The organism is Caballeronia sp. dw_19 (assembly GCF_018449515.1).
Taxonomy (GTDB): Bacteria; Pseudomonadota; Gammaproteobacteria; order Burkholderiales; family Burkholderiaceae; genus Caballeronia.
In genome coordinates this window covers 239,653-264,412 of sequence record NZ_JAAVUQ010000005.1, presented here as the reverse complement: position 1 = coordinate 264,412, position 24,760 = coordinate 239,653, and the positions used below count along the sequence as shown (strand labels likewise).

Annotated in this window: 14 protein-coding genes; 8 read left to right on the top strand and 6 right to left on the bottom strand. The window is 62.4% G+C overall.

What is annotated here, in order from left to right:
• Nucleotides 1–3: 3 nt before the first annotated feature.
• From HB376_RS09695 to HB376_RS09680, 4 genes are all read right to left on the bottom strand, one after another.
• Nucleotides 4–3,132, bottom strand: a complete 3,129-nt coding sequence (locus HB376_RS09695) for an MdtB/MuxB family multidrug efflux RND transporter permease subunit (RefSeq protein ID WP_213763435.1) — start codon at nt 3,130–3,132, stop codon at nt 4–6.
• 33 nt (nt 3,133–3,165) lie between these two features.
• Nucleotides 3,166–4,521 (bottom strand): MdtA/MuxA family multidrug efflux RND transporter periplasmic adaptor subunit, encoded by a 1,356-nt coding sequence (locus HB376_RS09690; RefSeq protein WP_213763433.1) that lies wholly within the window; start codon nt 4,519–4,521, stop codon nt 3,166–3,168.
• A 567-nt stretch (nt 4,522–5,088) separates the two neighbouring features.
• Entirely contained in the window at nt 5,089–5,919 is an 831-nt protein-coding gene (locus HB376_RS09685; protein WP_213763431.1) for an IclR family transcriptional regulator, read from the bottom strand.
• A 698-nt stretch (nt 5,920–6,617) separates the two neighbouring features.
• Nucleotides 6,618–6,926 (bottom strand): hypothetical protein, encoded by a 309-nt coding sequence (locus HB376_RS09680; RefSeq protein ID WP_213763429.1) that lies wholly within the window; start codon nt 6,924–6,926, stop codon nt 6,618–6,620.
• A 291-nt stretch (nt 6,927–7,217) separates the two neighbouring features.
• Between HB376_RS09680 and HB376_RS09675 the strand changes: the two genes are divergently transcribed.
• Both HB376_RS09675 and HB376_RS09670 read left to right on the top strand, forming a co-directional pair.
• Nucleotides 7,218–7,715: a hypothetical protein gene (locus HB376_RS09675; protein WP_213763427.1), complete on the top strand. Its 498-nt coding sequence runs from the start codon at nt 7,218–7,220 to the stop codon at nt 7,713–7,715.
• Between the two features lie 166 nt (nt 7,716–7,881).
• Nucleotides 7,882–10,443: a mechanosensitive ion channel domain-containing protein gene (locus HB376_RS09670; protein WP_213763425.1), complete on the top strand. Its 2,562-nt coding sequence runs from the start codon at nt 7,882–7,884 to the stop codon at nt 10,441–10,443.
• 36 nt (nt 10,444–10,479) lie between these two features.
• On the opposite strand, the gene HB376_RS09665 is transcribed toward HB376_RS09670, so the two are convergent.
• On the bottom strand, nt 10,480–11,022 hold the full coding sequence (locus HB376_RS09665) for a cysteine dioxygenase family protein (protein ID WP_213763423.1): 543 nt from the start codon (nt 11,020–11,022) through the stop codon (nt 10,480–10,482).
• A 144-nt stretch (nt 11,023–11,166) separates the two neighbouring features.
• On the opposite strand from HB376_RS09665, the gene HB376_RS09660 reads away from it, so the two are divergent.
• Nucleotides 11,167–11,649, top strand: a complete 483-nt coding sequence (locus HB376_RS09660) for an Lrp/AsnC family transcriptional regulator (RefSeq protein ID WP_213763421.1) — start codon at nt 11,167–11,169, stop codon at nt 11,647–11,649.
• Between the two features lie 123 nt (nt 11,650–11,772).
• Entirely contained in the window at nt 11,773–11,979 is a 207-nt protein-coding gene (locus HB376_RS09655) for a hypothetical protein (protein ID WP_213763418.1), read from the top strand.
• Between the two features lie 56 nt (nt 11,980–12,035).
• Here HB376_RS09655 and HB376_RS09650 read toward each other — a convergent pair whose 3' ends face one another.
• Entirely contained in the window at nt 12,036–14,771 is a 2,736-nt protein-coding gene (locus HB376_RS09650) for an FUSC family membrane protein (protein WP_213763416.1), read from the bottom strand.
• Nucleotides 14,772–15,025: 254 nt separating this feature from the next.
• On the opposite strand from HB376_RS09650, the gene recC reads away from it, so the two are divergent.
• The 4 genes from recC to arfB are packed head-to-tail and all read left to right on the top strand — an operon-like array spanning nt 15,026 to nt 24,544.
• Complete coding sequence (recC, locus tag HB376_RS09645; RefSeq protein ID WP_213763414.1) at nt 15,026–18,406, top strand: exodeoxyribonuclease V subunit gamma; 3,381 nt, start codon at nt 15,026–15,028, stop codon at nt 18,404–18,406.
• A complete protein-coding gene (recB, locus tag HB376_RS09640) occupies nt 18,403–22,113 on the top strand; it encodes an exodeoxyribonuclease V subunit beta (protein WP_255631254.1) in 3,711 nt (1,236 codons plus the stop codon). The genes recC and recB overlap by 4 nt, the downstream gene beginning before the upstream one ends.
• On the top strand, nt 22,110–24,134 hold the full coding sequence (locus HB376_RS09635) for an AAA family ATPase (protein WP_213763412.1): 2,025 nt from the start codon (nt 22,110–22,112) through the stop codon (nt 24,132–24,134). The genes recB and HB376_RS09635 overlap by 4 nt, the downstream gene beginning before the upstream one ends.
• On the top strand, nt 24,131–24,544 hold the full coding sequence (gene arfB, locus HB376_RS09630; RefSeq protein ID WP_235210661.1) for an alternative ribosome rescue aminoacyl-tRNA hydrolase ArfB: 414 nt from the start codon (nt 24,131–24,133) through the stop codon (nt 24,542–24,544). The genes HB376_RS09635 and arfB overlap by 4 nt, the downstream gene beginning before the upstream one ends.
• The last annotated feature ends 216 nt before the right edge of the window (nt 24,545–24,760 follow it).

The window sequence follows — 24,760 nt, the reverse complement described above, 5'->3', positions numbered from 1 at the left end:
CGCTTACTCCGTATCGCTCGCCGGGCTCGCCGGCCGAGGCGGCGCGTTCCGGTAGAAACGCGCACGCACGCGGCGCGCGAGCGAATCGAAGCCGAGATAGATCACCGGCGTGGTGAAGAGCGTCAGCGCTTGCGACACGATCAACCCGCCAACAATTGCGATCCCGAGCGGCCGCCGCAATTCGGAGCCCGCGCCCCAGCCAAGCATCAGCGGCAAAGCGCCGAGAAGCGCGGCCATGGTGGTCATCAAGATCGGCCTGAAACGCAGCAAACACGCCTGATAGATTGCATCGCGCGGACTCTTGCCCTGCTCGCGTTCGGCCTCCAGCGCGAAGTCGATCATCATGATGGCGTTCTTTTTCACAATGCCGATCAGCAACACGATCCCGATGATCCCGATGATGTCGAGATCGTGCCCGGTGATCATCAGCGAAAGCAGCGCGCCGACGCCCGCCGAGGGCAGCGTGGACAGGATCGTGATCGGGTGGATAAAGCTCTCGTACAGCACGCCGAGCACGATATACATGGTGACGATCGCGGCCAGGATCAGGAACAGTTCGTTCGACAGCGACGCCTGGAAAGCCAGCGCCGCGCCCTGGAAACGGATCTGGAACGAGGGCGGCAAGCCGATGTCCTTCTGCGCCTGATCGATCGCTTTCACGGCCGCGCCCAGCGACGCGCCGGGAGCGAGGTTGAACGAGACCGTGGTCGCGGGAAACTGCCCGAGGTGCGTGACCAGCAGCGGCGCCGCGCGTTCATGGAAAGTGGCGATGGCCGACAGCGGCACCTGGCCCGAGCTTGCCGTGGAGGAGGGCAGGTAGATGCCGCTCAGCGTCTCGCTGTAATGCGCGTCGGTCGGCTGGGACTCAAGGATCACGCGGTACTGGTTCGACTGCGTGAAGATGGTCGAGATAATGCGTTGGCCGAATGCGTCGTAGAGGGCGTTATCGACGGTGGCCGGCGTGATGCCGAAGCGCGCAGCCGTCGACCGGTCGATTTCCACGTACACCGATTGACCGTTCTGTTGCAGGTCGGTCGCGACATCCGCCAGTTCCGGCGATTGCTGGAGCCGCGCCGTCAGCTTCGGCACCCATTGCGCGAACTCCGCCGAATTCGGATCCGTCAGCATGAACTGGTATTGGGTCGGGCTGACAGTGGAATCGATAGTCAGATCCTGCACCGGCTGCATGTAGAGCCGGATGCCCGGAATGTTTTCCACGTCTTTCTGCAGGGTGCGGATCACGTCGCTCGACGTATTGCTGCGGTCGTCGCGAGGTTTCAGGTTGATCAGCATCCGGCCGCTATTCAGCGTGATATTGGTCCCGTCCACGCCAATGAACGAGGTCAGGCTCTCAACGTCCGGGTTCTTCAGGACCTGCGCGGCGAGCGCTTGCTGTTGTTCGGCCACCGCCTGGTAAGACGCGGCTTGCGGCGCCTGCGTAATCGCCTGGATCACGCCGGTATCCTGGATCGGAAAGAAGCCTTTCGGGATCCAGATGTAGAGCAGGGCAGTGAGCACGAGCGTGAGCAGGGCGACCACCAGGGTCGATCGCTGCCGGTCGAGCACCCAGGTCAAGGCAACGCCATAACGCCCGATCACATAGTCGATAAACTGATGCGCGCGCGCTTCGAAGCGATGGCTTTCCTTCGGCGGCGTGTGGCGCAGCAACTTCGCGCACAGCATGGGCACGAGCGTGAGCGAGACGATTGCCGAGATCACGATGGTCACCGCCAGCGTGATCGCGAATTCATGGAACAGCCGCCCGACTACGTCGCCCATGAACAGCAGCGGAATCAGCACTGCGATCAGCGAGACAGTCAGCGAAATGATGGTGAAGCCGATCTGCTTCGAACCCTTGAGCGCCGCTTCGAGCGGCGACTCGCCTTCTTCCACGTAACGCGCAATGTTCTCGATCATCACGATGGCGTCATCGACGACAAAACCCGTTGCAATGGTCAACGCCATCAGCGAGAGATTGTCGAGCGAGAAGCCGCACAGATACATGACGGCCAGCGTGCCGATCAGCGAGACCGGTACGGACAAGCTCGGAATCAGCGTGGCCCAGACGTTCGCGAGGAACAGGTAGATCACGAGCACGACCAGCACCACGGAGAGCGCCAGTTCAAACTGCACGTCGCGCACCGAGGCGCGAATGGTCGTGGTCCGGTCGGTGACGATGCGCACGTCGAGCGCGGCCGGCAGCGCTGACTGCAACTGCGGCAGGATCTTCTTGATGCCGTCGACAACCGCAATCACATTCGCGCCCGGCTGGCGCTGCACGTTCAGGATGATGGCCGGCGTGTTGTCGACCCACGCGCCGAGCTTGGTGTTTTCCGGCCCTGAGACGACGGTCGCCACGTCAGTTAGCATGACTGGCCGGCCGTTCTTGTAAGCGATGACCGCGCTCTGGTACGCGCTGGCATCGGTCAGCTGGTCGTTCGCGTTGATCGTGTAGGCCCGCGAGGGGCCATCGAAATTGCCCTTCGGCGTGTTGACGTTCAGGTTCGAGATGGTGGTGCGCAAGTCGTCGATGTTCAGACCGTACGACGCCAGTGCACGCGTGTTCGCCTGGATCCGGACAGCCGGCCGATTACCGCCGCTGACCGACACCAGCCCCACGCCGCCGACTTGCGAGATCTTCTGCGCGAGCCGGGTATCGGCGAGATCCTGGACCTGCGTGAGCGGCAAGGTCTTCGAACTGATCGCGAGCGTGATGATGGGCGCGTCCGCGGGGTTCACCTTCGCGTAGATCGGCGGGGCGGGCAGGTCGGACGGCAGCAGGTTGCCTGCTGCATTGATAGCCGCCTGGACCTCCTGCTCGGCAATGTCGAGCGGCAGGTCGAGACTGAACTGCAACGTGATGACAGAGGCGCCCGCCGAGCTTTGCGACGACATCTGGTTCAAGCTCGCCATCTGCCCGAACTGCTTTTCAAGTGGCGCGGTGACCGAGGTGGTCATCACGTCCGGCGATGCACCCGGATAAAACGTCTGCACCTGGATGGTCGGATAGTCGACAGCGGGCAACGCGGACAGCGGCAAGAAGCGCAGCGCAACGAGGCCGACCAGCATGATTGCCGCCATCAGCAGCGCCGTGCCGACCGGACGCAGAATAAAAGGACGCGATGGATTCATGCGGGTGCAGTGCGGTTATGGATCATGAGTACATCATTGTTGCTGCTTGCGATGGTGGCCGCGATGCGCGCCCGAAGCAGCCGATGCCGCAGCCGCGCCGGACGCACCGGAAGCGCCTTTGGGCCTGTCTGCCGGGATGGTGATCTTCGCGCCTTCCTTCAGGCGGTCGGAGCCGTCGATCACGACACGCTCGCCCACTTCCAGACCTGTCCTGATGCTGGTGCGTTCACCATCGACCGGACCGATCTTCACGTTGCGTACGGTGACTGTATTGTCCGGTTTCACCACATAGACAAACGCGCCCGATGAACCGTTGAGCACCGCGGGCGTGGGCACGATGACCGCGTCCTTGATGACATCGACCAGTAGTTTCGTGTTCACGAACTGGTTCGGAAACAGCATGCTCTCCTGGTTGTCGAAGGTCGCGCGCAGCTTGACGGTGCCCGTGGTGGTGTCGATCTGGTTGTCGATTGTTTCCAGATAACCGCTTTCGAGCGACTTGGTGTTGGCCCGGTCATAAGCGGTCACCGACATCTTCGTGCCCGTGTGCAACGGCTTCAGGATGGCGGTGAGGTTGTCTTCGGAGGTCGTGAAAATGACGCTGATGGGCTGCAGTTGCGTAATGACCACCACGCCGTTCGTGTCGCCGGTCGTCACGTAGTTGCCCGGATCGACCTGCCGCAAGCCGACTCGGCCCGACACCGGCGCCGTGATGCGCGCGTAGGTCAGGTCGAGTTTGTAGGTATCCACATTCGCCTGGTCCGACTTGACCATTCCCTCGTACTGCTGGACGAGCGACGCCTGTGTGTCCACTTGCTGGCTTGCGATCGAGTCTTGCGAGAGCAATACCTGGTAACGCTTCAGGTCGAGGCGGGCAGTTTGCAGCAGCGCCTGGTCTTTCGCGAGCGTGCCTTGTGCATTGCGTAACGAGATCTCGTAGGGGCGAGGGTCGATCTGAGCCAGGACGTCGCCCTTCCTGACCATCTGCCCTTCCCGGAAGGCGACGTCCTGCAGCGTGCCGTTGAGCTGCGTCTTGACCGTCACCGACGCCAGCGGCGTCACTGTCCCGAGCGAGTTGATCACCACCGGCATTTCGCCTTGCGTCACAGTAGCCACATGCACGGGTTGCGGCGGAGCGCCCATGCCCGGACCGCCGCCACCGCGCCGGCCGCCGCCTGCCTGGCGCTCGTGCTGTGGGTTATCGGCACCGCCACGGTTCCACGGATGCCATGCGAACAGGCCCGCCACGACCAGGATCGCGACGATGATCCAACCAAGCCGGCGCCGGCGGGGCTGGGAGGTGGACACAGGAGGAGTCGAGGCTTGGGATGTGGGCGAACGGGCGTCAGGGTAAGGCGGTGATGCTGGGTGTTTTTTTTGTTCGTCCATCGTTTCAGTGGCTCGGTGAGTCGGTGGGCTCGGAAACTGTCTTGAGGTGCTGGCGTGTTGGCCTGCCAGCGTTCGCGCACACGGTTCTGACGCGTGCCGGGAACGCCGTCGATTGATACGTCACGCACTTTACGCGACGCAGCGGTCAGTTATGCGGCGAGCACGCCCTAGGCGCCCGGAGCGCTCGCGTGGCGTTCACCTGAGTGAAAGCATCGAAAGCTTGGCCGCGCGCGAAGTGTGATGCTACGTCCCGCGCTTCGTTGCAGTCCAGCTATCTTTCTTTCGATTGATTACGAACGTTACGATTCCCAACGGGGACAGAAGGCAAAGCGGAAATAACGCGCCAAGGGCCGTGAACGCCGGCCGACATCGTATCGCGTTGTGCTTTTGCGAGTCACGCGAAGGCTTGGCAAGGCGTGCTCAAAGGGTTTTTGCGCCGGGGTGGCCGCTGTGGTCGCGGTTGTGCGTGGACTGCTGCCATGGACGGGGAGCGGCCCGACGTGCCGATGCACCGGCGCGGACACAGCGGCACGTCGGTGTCTTGCTGTGCGTCAGGCGCGAAGTGCGTTATTCGCTGAGGCGCGCGGACGGCGTTCCGCCGATCTCGTGCGTGATCTTCGCGACGCATTCGAGCAAAGCGGGGGCGACCTTGTTCAGCAGCGCGTCGCGCGGGGCCTGATACTCGGCGCCGCCGCAATTGACCGCGTAGCGTTGTCCCGACGGCCCCACGAACCCCGCCGCCACGGCATTGAGCCCGTGATGCCACTCGCCGGTGGAGATGGCGAAGCCGCGGCGCACCGCGTCTTCCAGGCCCGGCTTCAGGCTTTCGTCGATGCTCGGCCAGTCGTCGCCCGATGCGATCCGCAGACTGTCGAGCAGACTGGCCCTGTCGGGCTCGCCGAGCGCCGCCAGATACGCGCGGCCGACCGCCGTGCGTCCCAGGTCCATCCGCGAGCCGACTTCGAGCCGCGATACAAGCACGGCCGAGCGCGGCCGGATGGTATCGATGACAACCATATCCAGCCTGTCGCGTACGGCCAGATGGACGCTGAGCGTGGTCCGGTCCGCCAGTTCGATAAGAAACGGCCGCGCCCGCGCCCGGATGTCGAAGTTGCGCAGGAAGCCGTTGCTCAACTCCAGGACCGAAGCCGTCAGTACGAAACGCTCACTGTCGGGTAATTGAAACAGCAAATTGGCGCTTACCAGGGTCGCCGTCAGCCGCGAGATGGTTGGTTTTGGAATGCCCGTCCATTCGGCTAGTTCGCGATTGCTGACCGGAGCGTCGGCGGCGGCGATACGACGGAGTACGTCGAGGCCTCGGGACAACGCGACGACTTCTTCACCATCACGTCCTTTTTCCTTTTCCCGGCTCGTGGGCCGGCTCTCAGTGGTTTGCATTATTTTTCGGAACTTGGTTTCGTTGGAAAGGCCGGAGACGCCATTCGTCGAAGTTGACTAAGCACGCGCCGCCGCTCACCGGAATCGTATTACCCAGCAATGAAAAGGTGCATTTGCCGGACCCGTTTTTGTCATCAAACCCGCGTACCTTACCGTTAGATCGTCGCTCAATCCTCGAAATTTCGCTTGACTAGGTTTCGCATAACGTAAAAAATGGAACCCGATTTCGAAAGTACCTCGGAAGCGCGAATCTCGCGCATCGAAATGCGATCGATAACCAGCTCTCAGGTTCTAGCACGGCCCTCGGAATGGCTAGAACTTTTAAGGCGCTACGGCAACGTAGCGCCTTTTTTTTGCCTGTCAAAAGAAAAGCGCTCCCGAACATGTTCCGGACGGCGCCATCGGATAGCGTATCTGTGTTCACACGTGCAACGGCGTTGTTGCCAGTGCCGACCTTGCTGTGGTGCTGATGATGGACGCTGGATGTCGCGTGCACTCGACTCGACCCGTTACGCTACCTTATCTCAGGGCTTTTCAGCTTGTTCCCCGCGCATGTTTAGTATTTTCGGGTGAACTAAAAGATCCTGATGCTTTCGCCAATAAGACGATGCCCTTCCGAGACGAAAGGGCATCGTGAGACGCGCCGCTATTTGTAGGGCGGTTGATCCGGCAAAGGGCCCGTGCCCTTATCTATCGCACTAGCGGTGTGCGGCAAACATCTTGCCGGGTTTCAGCAAGCGCCGGCCGCGTAGTGCCCAATAGATGCCAGCTATACCCAGCACGGCCGAGCTGCCGAACACGAGCACGGGAGAAACCTGCTGCGGCGCAGGATTGCTGGTAGCGACAATCATTGCGGCGACCAGCGCCACACCCGCCTGCACAAAGGCACGCATGGCACGATTGCGATGGTCGGAAAAGCGCACTGAACGCGACATGGGCGTGCGCGTGAATGGCTCGAAAAGGATCATGCCGGCGACGAGGGCAACTAGCAGGTTCATCAGGATCATGAGAACACTTCAATATCGAATTCAGGGATGGCCGCACTATAAGGAGCGGCGTCGATGAAATGAATCAGAAGCGTCTTAAAGCGGCTTGAATTTCAATGTTCAGAGGCAATGCAGGTAGTGTTACTGCGATTTCTCGGGACTACGCCTGAAACCTGGCCGAACGGCCAGCATCGCCGGGTTGGGCGGAAGTGGGCTGGCGTGCACGGTTATCATGGGGTTCGAAAGAGCCGTTGAAGCGGTGAATGTAACAATCGGGCAGCTGCAGCTTGCTCGCCCAACAGGACAATGACGATGCAAAAGAACTGGATGAACCGGCTGGCCGGCGCCGTGGTTGCGCTTGGACTTCTCGCCGCGTGTGAGAAGCATGACGCCGCGGCGGGACAGGTCGCCGGCGCGCTGAACAACGTAGCCAGCCAGGCTGGCCAGAAATTCGATCAGGCGGCGAGCTATGTCGACCAGCAGGTCGACTCGGTCAAGCAGTCCGCGCAGCAGAACGTGCAGTCGGCGGGCACCTTGCCGGATATGTCGGCGAGCGGCGTGGCGGCAGCCGCGCGGGCCAATCTGGAGGGTGCGGCGAGCGCAACAAACGCGGCTATCGTCAATGCTGCAAGCGATACCGGTGCGGGCCTGCAGTCCGCGGGGCGCAAATTGCAGGACTGGTCTGCAAGCTCGGCCACGGGTCAAAGCGGAGCGACTGGCGTATCAGGAACAAGTTCGGGCAATTCGTCGAGCGGGTCATCTGCTACGTCGGCGGACCCTGGAAACGCCCGCTCGGATATGGACAAATAGGTGACAGCCGGCTGGAGTCGCGCAGGCTGCCGCGCTTTTCGACGCCGTAAATACGGCGTTTGCGGGCTAACATCTCGTTACCTGCGTGACCGTTTTGTCTAAAGATTATTTCAGCGCAGCGGCTAAACTGGCGGTCTTTTACCTCTTTTGCCTATTGCGCACCGCCATGAAACCAAGCCGCATCCGGGCGCTCGCTGGCGCGCTGGTATTAGCGTTGGTCAGCTCGGCGCTCACTGTTTTTGCCCTGAACGCTAACGCCGCCCCTCCTGCGCTCACGTTGCCGTCGTTTCAGGAACTCATCAACAAACCTGCGGCATCGGACCCGGGCTCGGGGGCCGCAGCGGCTTCGGGTACGGCGGACGCCACGGCCAGTCCGCCCAGCGACGCGGATCTGACGCGCTCGCTCGACACGGTCATCTCCACGCTGGACAACGACCGGGAACGCACGGCGCTGGTCGCACAGCTGAAAAAGCTGCGCGACGCCAAGCGTGACGCCGAAGCCGCCGCGCAACCGGCTGATGTGTCTGCTGCGTCCGACGGCTCCGGCGCGGCAGTGCTGCCGGAGGTGGCTGCGGCCTCGTCGGCGAGTTCATCGACGGCCGCGTCGTCGGTCGTCGCTGCCATCACGCCCAAAACGGGGCTGCTCGGGGCGATCGCGTCGGGGCTGTCGAGCGTGGAAGAGGACTTCAGCCGTGGTCGTACGCCATTTAATTATTGGGGCGGTCGCCTGAACGCCGCGGGCAACGAGCTTTTCACCATTGTGTCGGGTCAGAGCCGCGAGAGTTTTGGCCACACGCTGCTCAACTATTGCCTGATGCTGACGGGCTGGGGGCTCTGCGCTTTTCTGCTGGTCTACTTCCAGCGGTACTTGCACGCGCGTTACCAGGTGCATTTCGGGCTGCGTGCCAATCCGACCACCAGCGAGCTTCTGATCTTCGCGCTGCGGCGGGTCGGGCCATACCTGTTCGCGTTCATCGCAGCGCTGACTTTTGTGCGGCTGATGCCGGTATCGCTAGGCCGCACGCTCGCGATGGTCACGGCGTACGCGATTGTCGCGGGCGCCGTGTTTTCGTCGATCTGCCTGATCATGTTCTCGCTGTTCGGCTCGGCGCATCGCCGGGTGGCGGTGCATCTGCTGATTCTGCATGCGCGCCGCCTGTTATTTCTTATCGGCACCCTCGGCGCGCTCGGCGACGCCGCGTCGAACTACGACGTGGCGCAACAGCTCGGCACGAATCTGTCCGGGCTCCTCTCAACGGTCGCGAACATGGGCGCGGCGATCCTGACCGGCTATTTCACGTTGGCGTTCCGGCGGCCCGTGTCCCATCTGATTCGCAGCCGTTCGTATGAGCAGCGCAGCCAGCACAAGGCCGCGACCGAAACATTCGAAGTAGTCGGCTCGCTCTGGCAGGTGCCAATGCTGCTGCTCGCATCGGCTTCGGTGATCGCGACGCTGGCGGGCATCGGGACCTCCGAGAACGTCCTGCAAATGGCGATCGCAACCGCCGGCTTGCTGGTGGTCGGACTGTTTCTCAGCGCTGTTGCGTTGCGGGTCACGCGACTGCCGCAACGCAAGACGCGCCGGCAATCGGCCTATGTACGACGGCTTTTCAAGTTCTTCGGACGCATGGTCGTGCTGATGATCTGGTTGGCCTTCCTCGAGCTTGCCTCGCGTTTCTGGGGGTTTTCGCTCACCAAACTTGCGGAGGAAAGCGTGGCCGCACGCGGCATCACGCATGCGGTGAGCGCGATCCTGCTGACCATTCTTATCGCTTGGCTGATGTGGATCCTGATCGATACGGGGATTCAGGAGGCGCTCAATCCGAACACGCCGCGCGGCAAAGGGCGCGGTCCGAGCATGCGCGCGCGCACCATGCTGCCGCTGATTCGCAACGTGGTGTTCGTGGGACTGCTGAGCGTCGCCGCGATCATTACCGCGGCAAATCTTGGGCTGAACGTGACGCCGCTGCTTGCCGGCGCCGGCGTGATCGGGCTGGCGGTGGGTTTTGGTGCGCAGTCGCTGGTGGCCGATCTGATAACGGGACTTTTCATCATCATCGAGGACACCATTTCTGTCGGCGATTCGATCGAGGTCGACGGCGGCCATGCGGGCGTGGTGGAAACGCTGACCATTCGTACCGTGCGGCTGCGCGACGGGCAGGGCGCGATTCACGCCATTCCGTTTTCGCAAATCAAGGTGGTGAAGAATCTGTCGCGCGATTTCGCTTATGCGGTGTTTGAAGTGCGGGTGCCGTTTTCTGCCGATGTCGACCAGATCACGCAGATGATTCGTGAGGTCGGCGCGGAATTGATGGCCGATTTCCGATACCGGCGCGAGATGCTTGGGCCGATCGAAGTGTGGGGGCTGGACCGTTTCGATCCCAACTGGATGGTCGTGAAAGGGCAGATCAAGACCCTGCCGCTAAAGCAATGGAGTGTCGCGCGGGCATTCAACGTCAGGGTCAAGCGCAAGATGGACGAGATCGGAATGGACGTTCCGGTGCCGCAAATGCAACTGCGGGTATCGCGGGAATCCGGGGGCATGGACACGGACTTGAGCGATCTGGAGGAACTGACGGAAGCAGCTCCGTTGTCGCCGGTGGAGCGCAGCGCGGCCGCCATGGCTCGCGATGTTTCGCATAAATCCCAGGCCGCGCCGCCGCCGACCGATCAATCTGTGCAAGTGCCGCCGCAGATTCCAACGGCGTCGGAGCCGGGGAAAGCGTAGGACGAGGGTTGTACAGTTTGCCGATGCCGCCGCGTGTTATGCGGCAACCATGACGAGATCATTGACATGCGTTGAGATGTGCGCGCCGGGCACGCCATACACATGGAGCGATACCGCGGTGCGTCCCGTCGCCGATGCGTTGCCCAACTGGTGAATTGCCCCACGGCCCGCGCCGACAAACGACACCGCGCCCTGCGCCCGTTCGTGGCGGCGCGTTTGAACCGCCCGATTCGTGTTGGCGTCCCACGCAAACAGCGTCTCGGACAGCGTTCCTTCAATCACTGTATAGGCGCACCACGTGTGATGGCCATGTACCGGGCTCGCCTGACCGGCTTGCCACACGAGCGCGGCGACGGCATAGCGGCCGAGCGGATCGGCGACCAGCAAATGCCGCCGATAACCATCCGGCCCGCCTTCACGCTGGGCATCGGACAAAAGACCGGTTTCCCGGGACAAGCCATCGAGCGCCGACCGCACGCCAAGCGCGAACCCCGCCGACGACGGATCGAGGCAGCAGGCTTGATCGAGTGTTTCGGACAACCGCGCGAGCGGCGACTTTGTATCAAGGGCAAGGGTCATGGCGAGGCTCGTCAGGAAGGCGGAATCAGGTAGAAAGGAGCGGAAAGCCGAGCCTCTTTTATACCGGTTTGCATGTGGAAAAAGTTTCCATATAATTTCGCCAAGACACGGAAAAGTAGAATAATTTCCTACAAGGGGCGGGCTATGGGCATGGACCTTATCGATCGCAAGTTGCTGGAGCTGCTGCAGGAAGACGTGACAATGCCTATCGCCGAGCTGGCGACGCGCGTCAATCTCTCGCAAACGCCATGCTGGAAGCGCGTCCAACGGTTGAAGGAAACCGGCGTGATCCGCGCTCAGGTCGCGCTGTGCGATCCGCGTAAGCTGGGGGTCGGGACAACGGTATTTGTCGCGGTGAAGACCAATCAGCACACGCAGAACTGGGCGGAGGATTTCACGCGCGCGGTGCGCGACATTCCCGAGGTCGTCGAGGTGTATCGGATGAGCGGGGAAACGGACTATCTGATGCGCGTGGTGGTGTCGGATATCGACGATTACGACCGTGTCTACAAAACGCTGATTCGCGCTGTCCCGCTTTACGACGTGAGTTCGAGTTTCGCGATGGAACAGATCAAATATTCCACCGCGCTGCCCGTGCGATCCCCGCTCGGGGTCACGGGAAACTGAGGTTTTTGTGCGGGAGGTGGAACGCGTTCTGCGGGGGGGGACGGAAGGGCGCCGCAACCCTTCTGAAATCCATGTCGGGTAAGATCGTGCGCTTCGTCCAATCCCACTCAGAGCTTCAATTTCATGACCGATGACCGCCGCAAAAAGGCTCCGACGCGGAAGAACCCCACCTTCGCGATCAGTATTCTTATCGTGGTCGTGGTGCTGCTTGTGATCGGCACATTGTTCTTCAACGCGATCCGCGACAAGCGCGAGTACGAAAGAGACAATCCGCCGGAGGCGGCGAGCGCTACCATTCCCGCTGCGCCTGCGACGGGCGCTTCCCAATAAGGCTCTTTCGACCTGCCGCTCATGTGTTTATGCATGACTGGGCGCTGCCCCGGTTGTCACTCCGGCAGGTTGATGAGGCTCGCGTCCTTGCGAATCAGGAGCGACGCCGTCAGCATCTGCTTGCACTGATGCGCAAGCAGCTTCAGATCCTGGACGGTATCGACCGGGATATCCTGGGCACGCTCCGCACCCACCACCATTGAATCCAGTTCGCGCGTGAGTAGCTTCGACTGCTCGGCTTGATCTTCGGGAGCGGGTACGCCGTCCTGCGCCTGCGTTAGATTGTCGCGGATCACGGTCAGCGCGCGCTGCACGGGTTGTGCCGCGTGCCCCGCGGCAGACTTCCCTACCGATTGCAGCAACGGCCCCGCCGCGGTGATCTGTGACGCGAGCACGTGGCTGCGGATGAGCAGGTCGTTGAGTTCGGGCACGAACTTTTGCTGCGCTTTCGGTTCGAGCATCATGCGCTGAAACGCCTGGGCGAGATTCGCAAAAGCTATATGCACGTTTTTGCGCGCGAGGCGGTAGCGGAAGTCGCTGTCGAGAGCCTCTGCTGCAATGGCCGCCGCGGCGGAGGCACCTGAAATGGCGGTCGCGGCCGCACTTTCGCCGGTGGCTTTTTTCTTCGATGTCGCGGCCGGGGGCTTGCTGCTCGTTTCAATGACGGCCGGTTGATCTGCGGTCTTCGCTGTCGCGCCCGCGAGCGTCTTGGCCGAACCGTCCGCTTGCTTCATGGGCGCAGAAGATTGTGCTTCGCCGGACGTGTTTATGGCTGACGCGACGACCGCTTGGCTATCGACGTTTGCGGCTATCTCGTCGTTCGCGAGGCCTGCAGCGTTGCTTCCGTTCGATACCACTGTCTCCGCCAAAGCGGTTGCCCGGTCGCGCACGATGGGTGAAGGCCCCGCGTCATCTTCACTTGCCAAGCTCCGGGACGCATTCCCCGTTGCCGCGAGTTCCGTTTCTCCGGCTTCCACCCGCGCAAGCGCGGCCGTTGCGGCTTGCGCTGTTCCGGCGTTGGCATCGGCGAAAAGATTGGCGTCTGCCGGGCTCTTCACCTCAGCCTGATTGGAAGGCTTGCCGGTCCACCACCAGCTTGCCTCGAGATAACTTCGCATTGCGCCGATCATGTCGTGCACCTGCTTGCCCATCAGCCGGTATTCCCAGTACGGGAAGAGATGGCTGGCGGCAATCGCGATGGCGCATCCGACGGCGGTGTCGATGGCGCGTTCGCCGATCAGCCGCATGCCGCCCGGCGCGAGCAGGTGCAGCATCAGCAACACATAAGCCGACGTGAACACCACGCTTGCCGTGTAGTTGAACAGCAGCAGGCTGTAGCTCATGACCATGCAGGCGAACATGGCGACCAGCAACACGTGCGGGTCCTTCACCACCAGGATCAACCCGACGCACGCCGTACAGCCGATCGCCGTGCCGATAATCCGCTGCACATTACGCTGTTTGGTAAGCGAATAACCGGGCTTGAGAATGATGACCGTCGTCATCACGATCCAGTACGCGTTGGTGAGCGGCAGCAAGCGGCCGAGCCAGAATCCCACGCCCACCGCGATGGTCACGCGCAGTGCGTGCCGGAAGCTCGGCGAGGCCATGGTCAGGTTCGAAAAAATCTGCATGAACGGCACGCGCCGGCTCGACACAAAACGCGACAAGGTTGGATCGACGCGAATCACCGTTTCCGTGATGCTCGGATCGTGCCGCGTCTGGCGACGCATTTTGTCGATCAGCCGTGTCGCACTCCAGAGCCTTCTGAACGCAGACGACACCGCCGAATACGCTTCCGGATTTTTCTGCGGGACGTCGTGCCGGCGCATCTGGTCGAGTTCGTATTCGATCGCGCGCAACTCTGCCTTCACGTTGATTCGTGCCCGCGCCGGCCGGTTTTGCAGCACGGCCAGGCCGATGTCCTCGAGATCGAGCGCGGTCTTTCTCATCAGGTCGCGATAGAAGATCAGAATGTCCGCACCGCCGAACGTGTTGCGCACGAGCGGGTAATCGGTGTGCGCCCCCACGAACATCTCGTGCAAGTCGACCACGTTGATGAAGAGATTGAAGAGCATGACGCGGCGCGCATCGAGCTTGCCGCTTCTCAGTTTCGGCAGGTTGCGCAGCACGATGTCGCGGGCCGCGTCCTGGCGCTCGACAGCCGCGATCTGCTTTTCGATCAGCTTTCGGTAACACTCGTCGAGATTGGCGTCGAGATCGTAAAAAGCCGAGCGCGCGAGCAGATACTCGGCGCAACTGAACACGCTTTCAGCCAGCGCCTGGCGCTCGATCCGATACACCAATGAGCGGCTGACAAAGGTTGCCCAATAGGTGTACCAAAGACCGCCGAGCAGGATCCACGACGCGTTGACGAGCGCCTGCATGGGCGTGAAATGATCCTCCAGCGTCACGATCATCATGAAGAGCGTGGCGAAGCTGATCTGCGGCCAACGATTGCCGTACACCACCACCAGCGACAGCACGAAAGTAAGCGGCACGACGGCCAGCCACAGCGTCACCACGTTCGCGCTTGCGATACCGGTAGCCAGCGCGGACAAGAAGCCGATCACCGTACAGGCGAGCATCTCGTTGTGCTTGTACTTCAACGGCCCCGGCATATCGACGACGCTCGCGCCCAGCGCGCCGGTCGCAATGGTGAAGCCGAGTTCACGATTGTGAAATACAGTCAGCATCACGATGGCCGGCAGCGAGACGCCTAGCGCGATCCGCAAGCCACCGAAGAAGTACTGGCTATAAATGAATTTTCTGATTTCTAGCGAGTAACGCATCGACTTCCTAATTTGCTGCCCGGGTATCTTCGGGGTGTCTCAGGTCCCGCCATGGTCTCGGTATGCCACGTCGGGGCACTGGACCTGACTTAATGTGGGTTCGAGTCTAACCCAACTCCACGGTATCCAAACCTAGGCCGTTCGGACGAATTCCGGTTAAGAACGGCCTTTGCTATCCTGTCGTTTCACCTCGCGACACGTCCGTGGCCTTGGCCGTTCGAGCTGTTGCCTTTCATGCCCAATTAGCAGGATCCATGCTCGAACTTTTCTATTCGAATCGCCATGAAACGCTGTCGCAGGCGCTGCTCGACGACGTCGCCGCGTTCGCGCTGAATGGCGGCGATCCATTTGCCAGCCAGACGATCATCGTGCCGAGCGCGGCAGTGCGCCGTCGGCTCGAACTGGACATGGCTGCCCGCTTTGGCATTTGTGCAAACGTGGACCTGTGTTATCTCGCGCAGTGGTTGTGGGCGAGGATAGGGGACGTATTGCCGGTTCCCGAGCATTCGCCGTTTGCGCCCGACCGGCTGGTATGGCGTTGTTTCCGGCTACTTGGCGCAATGACGGAGGCGGCTCCAGAGAGTTCGTCGCGATTGCGCGCCTACCTCGACGCCGCCGACGACTCCATGCGCTATGAACTCGCGCGCCGTATCGCGACCGTGTTCGATCACTATCTGACGTATCGGCCGGAATGGCTGCTGCATTGGCAGGCCGGCGGGTCAATCCTGGCGTCGGCCGGCGGGGCAATCGACGCAAACGGTCCGCGCCTGCCGAACGCCACAGAAATCCAGCGCGAGGACGAGCGCTGGCAGGCCGCGCTATGGCGCGCGCTGCTCGCCGATCTCGCACAAAATGCTGACGCTCATGATCCCACGCCGCCCGCGTACCGGTTCCTGACTGAATCGCCGAAACTCGATCTCGACGCCGTGATGAAGGCCGAGTGGCCGGAGCGCGTGAGCGTGTTCGCGTTGCCGACCATGCCGCCGTTGCATATCGCGTTGCTGCGCGAATTGTCACGATGGATCGATGTACGTATCTATGCCATTGACCCGTGCCGCGAGTTCTGGTTCGACATCGTGAGCGAAGCGCGGGTGGAACAGCTCGAACTGGCGGGGAAGCTGGATTTCCAGGAAGTGGGCCATCCGCTGCTCGCCGAATGGGGCCGCCAGACGCAGGCGCAATTGCACATGCTGCGCGAGCTGACGGAGAGCGCGGCGTCGCGGGAAGCCAGCCATTTCGAGGAGAATCCCGGGCCGACATGGCTCGCTCATGTGCAGAACGCGATTCTCAACTTGAACGGAGTTTCCGAGCCCGGCGAAGCGCTTGAACCCGGTATCGAAATTCATGTGTGCCATAGCTTGTCGCGGCAGCTTGAAGTGTTGCACGACCGTTTGCTTGGCTGGTTCGAGGAAGTGGACGGGCTGCAGCCGTCGGACGTGCTCGTGGCGTTTCCGGATCTCGCGGCGGCGGGTTCGCTCATCGACGGGGTGTTCGGCACTGCGCCCGCTGGCGTGGCCGGTGAGCGCCGGCGGATTCCGTATCGGATTACGGGTTTGCCGCCTTCGCAGGCGAACCCGGTCGCGCGCGTATTGCTCGACTGGCTGGCGTTGCCTGAACGCAGTGTGGGCGCGCCCGAGTTGATCGAATGGTTGCGGGTCGACGCGGTCGCGGCGCGTTATGGCATAGACGCCGTCGCGCTGGAAACCGCGCAGACGTGGCTTGCGGCGGCCGGTGCACGCCGCGGGCTCACGCCGTCGGCCGTCACTGCCGCGGATGTGCCTCCTGCCCGTCACACCTTCTCCGATGCACTCACACGGCTGTTCCTCGGCTACGCGCTGCCCGACGGCGGCGCGCCTGTCGACGAATGGCTGCCGGTTGGCGGCGCGCAAGGGTCGGATGCGGAATTGCTCGGCCGATTGACGCGATTTATTGACGACATTGACGCGTTCGGCGAACGTATAGCCACCGCGCGTACGCCGCAGGCCTGGACGCAATTGTTGCTCGACGCGCTCACGCAGTTCTTCGACGCCGGCCTGCCATTCGCGGACTCAATCGCCGACGTTCGCTCGACGCTCGACTCGCTGATGCTTTCCATGAGCGAAGGCGCTGTCGACACTGAAATTGCTGCCGACGTTCTGCGAACGGCGCTCACCGACGCACTCGACGACGCCGCGCGTGGCGGTGTCCCATGGGGCGGCGTGACGTTTTCGTCGCTGACGAGCTTGCGCGGGTTGCCGTATCGCGTGGTCTGCCTGCTCGGCATGGACGACGGCATGTTGCCGAGCCTCGCGCGTGCCGACGAATTCGACCTGATGGCGAGTTTTGGCCAGCTCGGTGACCGGCAACGCCGCGACGACGAACGCAATCTGTTCCTCGACTTGCTGTTGTCGGCGCGGGACCGCTTGATGATCGCGTACACGGGACGCAGCATTCGCGACAACGCCGCGCTGCCGCCTGCCGCGCTGATCGACGAATTGCTCGACTATCTGGCGGAAACGGTGGCGGGCGAGGGTGCAACGCCGAAAGAACTCGAGAGCGCGCGCAGCCGTTTCGTATTCGAGCATCCGTTGCAGCCGTTCGCGCCCGAGTACTTCAGCGCGCCGCTGTTCACCTACGAGCCGGAGCGCGCGGAACTGGCGCAGACGCTCGCGCTCGGCAGGATTGAACCGTCGATGAAATTCTTTAGCGGGCCGTTACCGGCGGAAGAGGTGGAGCCCGTTGCATTCGACGATTTCGAGCGTTTCTGGCGTCATCCGGCGCGCGCTATCTTGCGTGATCGGCTCGGCATCTCGCTCTTCGACGCTGAGACCGAACTCGGTGATACCGAACCGTTCGAGCTCGAATATCCGGGCCGCGCGGCATTGGCCGATCGAGTGCTGCCCGCGCTGCTCGCACTCACCGACGACAATGAAGTCCGCGGGCTCGATCGTGCGCGGAGGGTCGCGCGTGCGAGTCCTGAAATGCCAGGCGGCGCGACGGGCGGTGTGTGGCAATCGCGGGAAATCGGCGCGTTGCATTCGCTTGCCAATCGGGTGCGGGTTGCGACGGGGGAAGGCGCGGCGCGCTTGCCGTTCACGCTGGATATCGAGCCACGTTGGCCGGATGCCGAGTTGTTCGGCCGCCACGACGCTACATTGCAAGCCGACGCTTTGCAGCCGCTGCAGCTTCACGGCACTTTGAATTTGCTCACCGACGAAGGCCAGATCATTTACCGATACGACGTGCCGCGCGCTCGCGACTACCTCTCTGCATGGCTTGCACATCTTGCGTACTGCGCCGCGTTGCCCGATGGCCCTCGACGCACGGTATGGCACGGGCGCGGCGCGCAATCGAGCGGCTTTGAACTGACGCCTGTAGACGATCCTCATGCACACCTGGCAATACTCGCTGCGTTGTATCGCGCCGGGCGGCGGTTGCCGCTGCGGTTCTTTCCAAAAAGCGCGTGGACATGGGTCAAGGAAAGCGAGTCCAAGGCGCAGGGCGTGTGGGTGTCGGACAGGACGCGTGGCGAGTCGGACGATCCCGCGTTGCGCATCGCGTTTCGCGGCGCTGAACTGAGACTCGATGAAACCTTTGCCACATTGGCCAGGATCGTCTTCGAGCCGTTGATCCAGCACATGCGGAGCGACGCATGACGCGTATCGAAACAACCACCACACTAACGGCCGACATGGCTGATGAACTCGACGTCTTCGAATGTTCGCTCGATGGCGTGAGCCAGATCGAAGCATCGGCGGGAACGGGGAAGACGTGGAACATCTGCGCGTTGTACGTTCGCCTTCTGCTCGAAAAGAAGCTTGCTGCCGACGCAATCCTCGTCGTCACCTTCACGAAGGCTGCGACCGCTGAACTGCATGAGCGCATCCGCTCGCGGCTCGTCCAGATCGCGCATGCGATGGAAACCGGGGACACCGGGGAGGACGCATTCCTCGAGCGCCTGTTCGAGACTACGCTTGAATGCGTTGATCCTGACGAAGCGCTCAAGCGCATCAGGATTGCCCTGCATACTTTCGATCAGGCCGCCATCCACACAATCCACGCGTTCTGCCAGCGCGCGTTGCAAGAGGCGCCGTTCGCTGCAACCATGCCGTTCGCATTCGAACTGGAAGCCGACGACAGCGCGTTGCGCTTCGAGATGGCAGCGGACTTCTGGCGTGAACGGGTCGAGCCGGTTGCCGCGCGGGATTCATCGTTCGCCGCGTGGCTCGTGAGCAAACGCGCAGGACCGGCATCGCTTGATGCACAGCTTTCGCGCCGGCTGAAAAAACCGCTTGCCACGTTGCGCTGGGGGGAGTCGGAGCTCGCCCACCGAGAGGACGCGCAAGCGTTATTCGATAAGGCGTGCGCGGTGTGGCACGCCGAACGCGACACCATCGTGCAGTTGCTGATCGACGCCGAAGCGAAGCTCAGCAAGACCACGCACAAGCGCACGCTGATCGATGCGGCGATTGCCGCGTGGTCCGACTATTTCGCCGACAACGATTGTCACGCCACGCCGCCGAAAGAAGCGCTGAAGCTCACGGCGAGCGCGTTGAAGAAAGGCACGAAGGTGAAGAACGAGCCGCCCTCGCATGTTTTCTTCGATCACGCCGAGACGCTTGCCGCTGCGGCGGCTGCCGCGGAAGCGGCGCAGCGCGCGGCATGGCTTGGCATTGTGCGCGAGTGGCTCGACTACGCGCCGCTGGAACTGGCGGTGCGCAAGCGGACGAGGCGCGTGGTGTCGTTCGACGACCTGCTGTCCAACCTGTATCAGGCGCTCCACGCCAATCCGTGGCTCGCCGATGCACTTCGGGCACGTTATCCGGCTGCCTTGATCGATGAGTTCCAGGACACGGACCCGCTGCAGTTTGCCATCTTCAACAGCATCTTCGCGCCACAAGGGCCGTTGTTTCTGGTCGGCGATCCGAAGCAAGCCATCTACAGTTTTCGTGCCGCCGACCTGCATACGTATTTGACGGCGCGCAAGCGTGCGTCGGCAAGATATACCCTTGCGGTCAACCAGCGCTCGACTGAGCCGATCATCGACGCCTGCAATCGCATTTTCAGCGCCAATCCGGCGGCATTTATCCTTGACGGATTGACGTACCAGCCAGTGCGTGCAGGCACGCGCGAGCGCAAGCCGTTCAACGACAACACGGCGTCGGCTGCGTATTCCGACACCGCTGATTTCTGCGTGTGGATGTTGCCGCAAGGTGATTCGGCACTGTCGAAAACGAACGCCAACCGCCAGGCGGCGGAGGCCTGCGCGGCGGAGATCGTGCGGTTGTTGCGCGGCGCTCAAAACGGCGAAGTAACGATCGGCGACAAACCCTTGTCTCCCGGCCAGATTGCGGTGCTTGTGCAGACACATCGGCAGGGAAGTCTCGTCAAGCGGGTCCTCGCAAGCTGGGGCGTGGGCAGCGTGGAACTGGCGCAGGCATCGGTATTCGGTACGTTCGATGCTGAGCAGATCGAACGATTGCTGGCCGCCATTGATACCCCTGGCGACTTGCGCCGCTTGCGTGCGGCGCTTGCAACGGACTGGCTCGGGCTCGATGCCGCCGCGTTGTGGAGCATGGAGCACAGTGAAGCGGTGGAAGAATCCGCAGCGACCGATGCCATGAGCTGGGTCGAACGTTTCTCGCGTTACCGGATGCTATGGCACGAGCGCGGTTTTGCGGTGATGTGGCGCACGCTCGCACGTGAGCTGCTGATCGCGCAGCGTCTTGTTGTCGGTCCGGACGGCGAGCGCCGCCTGACCAACGTCAATCATCTGGCCGAGTTGATCCAGGCGCGTGGCGCCGTTCAACCTGGCATTGCGCCCACGCTGCGCTGGCTAGCCGCGCAACGTGCAGAGCAGGGCGGAGGAGAAGATGCGCAGTTGCGGCTCGAGTCCGATCGCAATCTCGTGCAGATCGTCACGGTGCACAAATCGAAGGGTCTGGAATATGCGGTCGTGTTCTGTCCGTTCCTGAACGACGGCGCGTTGCGCGACCAGCCGTCCACAGGACTGCCCGATGCCCGCGAATACCACGACGACGGAGCGGCCATATTGCATTACGGCTACACCGACGAAGAGGGTGAACGCGCGTCCGGACTCGCCACGCGCGAGCAGGCCGCCGAACGCGCGCGGCTCGTGTACGTTGCGCTCACGCGCGCGGTGTACCGGTGTTATCTGGTCGGAGGCGTGTATCTGATCGGCAAATCAGCGAAGGAATCGCGGCGCAGTGTACTGAACTGGCTGATCGCAGGCGCGGGCCGCGAGTTCAGCGACTGGCTCACTGAACCACCCGAAGAAGACGACGTGATCGGAAGCTGGCAAGCGCTTGCGACGGGCTCCATCTCCGTCGAACCCTTGCCTGTGATCGACGTGCGTGAACCGCTCGTTGTGAAACGCGACGCGGGTTTCACGCCGCAGCCGCGAACCAGTCGTCGCGTGTTGCGCGATAGTTGGCGGACCGCCAGCTTCAGTTCCATGATCGCTGCCGGCGCACGGGAGGAATCGAATCAGGCGCAGCCCACCGACGAACGTCCTGACCACGACGGGCGTATCGACGCAATAGCGGCGCTTACACTGGTGACGCCGATTGAAACGCCATTGCCTCCGGTCCAACTCGATACCGACGATATCCTCTTATTCCCGCGCGGCCCGTCGGCGGGCGAGTGCCTGCACCGGATGTACGAGCTCGCTGATTTCACGGACTTAGCCACATGGCCCGAAGCGATCGAGCGCGCGTTACATGAACATCCCATTCCTGTTTCTGCGTCCGACACTCTGGCTGCCAACCTGCCCGAGATGATGGCGCGTCTGCTCGCCGATACAGTTGCAACCGAACTCGTACCCGGCATGCGCCTCGATACCATCCCCCCCAAGCGGCGCATGAATGAACTCGAGTTCCTGTTCCCGGCGGAATCGCTGGATTTCACGGCCTTGCGGCGCGTGCTCGTCGCGCATGGTTTCCCCGACGTCGCGCTGGAAGCGGGAACCTTGCGCGGCTTCGTCAAGGGGTTTATCGACTTGATCGTCGAGCATGAAGGGCGTTTCTGGATCGTCGACTGGAAGTCGAATCATCTTGGGCTGACGTCCGCCGATTACGACGAGCAATCTCTCGACGCCGCAATGGCCTCGCATGCCTATCACTTGCAGGCGCTCTTTTACACGGTTGCGCTGCATCGGTATCTGCATTTGCGGCTCCGTGACTACGCGTTTGAGCGGCACATCGGCGGTTATCTGTATTTGTTCGTGCGCGGCGTACGACCCGATTGGCGCGATGGTGACGGGCCTGCGGGGGTGCATGTGGGCAGGCCATCGCTGGAACTGATCGAGGCAATCGATCGACTGATGCAAGGAGTTGCCGCATGAACGCGCCCGACCTGACTCTTGTCCCCGACGACAGCATTGCGCTCGCTGATGGATTCGCGCGCCGGATAGGCGGGTTATCGAAGCGCCTTCAGGGAGAAGTCGACAACGTCCGCTGGGCCCAGCGCGCGGCGTTTGCAGTAAGCCGCGCGACGACCCAAGGGCACGTGTGTATCGCGCTCGATGCACTCGCGCAGCGGTACGGTGAAACTGCCGGTACGGTACACGCCGCGTTGCTGGCAAGCGGCGTGGCGTGCGATGGCCATGAAGCTGCCGCAGACCTGCTGCCGCTTGTCATCGATTCAAGCCGGCGTATCTATCTCGCGCGGTATTTCGACTACGAACGGCGGCTCGCGCGGGCGCTGGTCGAACGTGCCCAGGTGTCTGCCGATGCGCCGGATCCGGCTGAATTGAAAGCGCGCGTAGGGCGCTATTTCGCGGAGTCAAAGAACGACGATGACAACATCGACTGGCAACGCGTGGCTGCGCTCGTTGCGTTGTCAGGGCGTCTCACCATCGTGAGCGGTGGTCCGGGAACGGGCAAGACAACGACGGTTGTCGGCGTGCTCGCTTGCCTGCTCGACGAAAACCCGGCTTTGCGCATCGCGCTCGCGGCGCCCACGGGCAAGGCGGCGCAGCGCATGCAGGAGGCGCTGGTCGAACGCGCCAATGTGTTGCCGCCGGAGCTGGCCGCGCGTTTGCCGCGTACGTCGTTCACGCTGCAGCGTCTGCTCGGCACGCAGGCGAACGGGCGCTTCCGGCATCATCGCGACAATCCGCTGCCATTCGATGTGATCGTGATCGACGAGGCGTCGATGATCGACGTCGCGCTGGCCGCTCATCTTCTCGAAGCGGTCGCACCCGGTGCGCGCCTCGTGATGCTTGGCGACAAGGATCAACTTGCCGCCGTGGAAGCGGGCGCGGTGTTCGCTGAACTGAGCGCGCGGCCGGTTTTCAGCGATGCAGGCGCGGCGCGGATTGCTGCCGCGCTGTCGATGCCGGCCGCGCGGTTCATCGCCGCGTTGCCGAGCGACCATGACGGCGACGCTGATGATCAGGCCGCGCTGCTTGAAACCGAACCCATGTGGGTCGACGAACCTGGTTACCTGATCCCGGACGACGATTACAACGTATTGGCCGGCCTGCCCGAAGTCGACTGGCATCCGGAGGCACCTGTTGCAGTCGATCAAACCGCGACAAGTCCGTTGACCGATTGCGTCGTGTGGTTGCAGCGTAATTATCGGTTCGGCCTGGATTCTGATATTGGCAGGTTGTCGGTCGCCATCCGTCGCGGTTCCGTCGACGACGCGCTTGCCGCCTTGACGCTCAGTAGCCAGGACAACCCGGCGAAAGCGGCGCTGCTTATCGACGATACGGGACCTCATCTATCCGAGCGCACGCTGGCGCACCTGAACGCCGGTTTCGAACCGTACGCGCGAATGCTCGCCGAAACGCTCAAGGCGGGAACCGGGGCAGCACCGCTTTTTGATGCGCTCAACCGCTTTCGCATCCTTGCCGCCACGCGTCGCGGGCCGCGTGGCGTCGATGAAATCAACGCGCGCGTATCAGCGTGGGTTAGGGCGGCTGCATCGGTCACGCTGGGCGCGGGCGCTCAATGGTTCGCGGGGCGGCCGGTGATCGTGACGCGCAACGACTACGCGCTGGGCGTGTTCAACGGCGATATCGGCATTGCGCTGCCGGCGGCCAGCGGCGCTATGCAGGTCTGCTTCCGGATGGCCGACGGCACGTTACGGATGCTCTCTCCCGCCGCATTGCCGCCCCACGACACGGCATTTGCACTGACGGTCCACAAATCGCAGGGCTCGGAATTCGATCACGCCGCGCTGGTATTGCCGAGTGCGTTTGGCCGCATGTTGTCGCGGGAACTGGTTTATACGGCGATCACGCGGGCGCGTAGCCGCATAGACGTGATCGGCTCGACGGACGTCTTCGCGCAGGCCGTCCGGACACCTACGCGGCGTGACTCGGGTCTGGCCGCGCGCATTGCGGAGGCGGCATCGTGAATCATACGATCGAGTATGTGATCCAGCCGAACGAGGTCGAGCTGAGCGCCGTGCGCGCACAGGGAGCGGGCGGCCAGAACGTCAACAAGGTGTCGAGTGCGATTCACCTGCGTTTCGACATCCAGGCGTCGTCGCTTCCGGACACGATCAAGATGCGCCTGCTTGCGTTACGCGACAGTCGTATTACGCGTGACGGGGTGATCATCATCAAGTCGCAGGAACACCGCACGCAGGACATGAATCGTGCAGCGGCGCTTGCGCGGCTCGACGAGATGATCCAGCGCGTCAGCGTGACACGCCGCACGCGCGTGGCGACGAAACCTACGCGGGCGTCGCAGTTGCGAAGGGTGGATGGAAAAGTGCGGCGAGGCGCGGTGAAGGCAACACGCGGACGCGTAGTGGGGGAGTGAGGCGCATCAGCCAGTCTCAAGTCCATCTCGAATCTCGTCTCGAAGCTCATCTCGAAGCTCATCTCGTACGGTGATCCGCTTCGAGCCCGCGGCCAACGATTGATGATCCCCTTCGCCGGGTTCGTCCCGATCCGCGCGACGAGATCCATACCGGCTAACAACCCATCTGCGCCGCCTCATGAATGTCGGTTCCGGCCACCCGCAATCACGAGCGGC

Bases quoted from the DNA above. Each gene is read 5' to 3' on its own strand.
- HB376_RS09695 (WP_213763435.1), bottom strand. From the start codon at position 3,132: ATGAATCCATCGCGTCCTTTTATTCTGCGTCCGGTCGGCACGGCGCTG.
- HB376_RS09690 (WP_213763433.1), bottom strand. From the start codon at position 4,521: ATGGACGAACAAAAAAAACACCCAGCATCACCGCCTTACCCTGACGCC.
- HB376_RS09685 (WP_213763431.1), bottom strand. From the start codon at position 5,919: ATGCAAACCACTGAGAGCCGGCCCACGAGCCGGGAAAAGGAAAAAGGA.
- HB376_RS09680 (WP_213763429.1), bottom strand. From the start codon at position 6,926: ATGATCCTGATGAACCTGCTAGTTGCCCTCGTCGCCGGCATGATCCTT.
- HB376_RS09675 (WP_213763427.1), top strand. From the start codon at position 7,218: ATGCAAAAGAACTGGATGAACCGGCTGGCCGGCGCCGTGGTTGCGCTT.
- HB376_RS09670 (WP_213763425.1), top strand. From the start codon at position 7,882: ATGAAACCAAGCCGCATCCGGGCGCTCGCTGGCGCGCTGGTATTAGCG.
- HB376_RS09665 (WP_213763423.1), bottom strand. From the start codon at position 11,022: ATGACCCTTGCCCTTGATACAAAGTCGCCGCTCGCGCGGTTGTCCGAA.
- HB376_RS09660 (WP_213763421.1), top strand. From the start codon at position 11,167: ATGGGCATGGACCTTATCGATCGCAAGTTGCTGGAGCTGCTGCAGGAA.
- HB376_RS09655 (WP_213763418.1), top strand. From the start codon at position 11,773: ATGACCGATGACCGCCGCAAAAAGGCTCCGACGCGGAAGAACCCCACC.
- HB376_RS09650 (WP_213763416.1), bottom strand. From the start codon at position 14,771: ATGCGTTACTCGCTAGAAATCAGAAAATTCATTTATAGCCAGTACTTC.
- recC (WP_213763414.1), top strand. From the start codon at position 15,026: ATGCTCGAACTTTTCTATTCGAATCGCCATGAAACGCTGTCGCAGGCG.
- recB (WP_255631254.1), top strand. From the start codon at position 18,403: ATGACGCGTATCGAAACAACCACCACACTAACGGCCGACATGGCTGAT.
- HB376_RS09635 (WP_213763412.1), top strand. From the start codon at position 22,110: ATGAACGCGCCCGACCTGACTCTTGTCCCCGACGACAGCATTGCGCTC.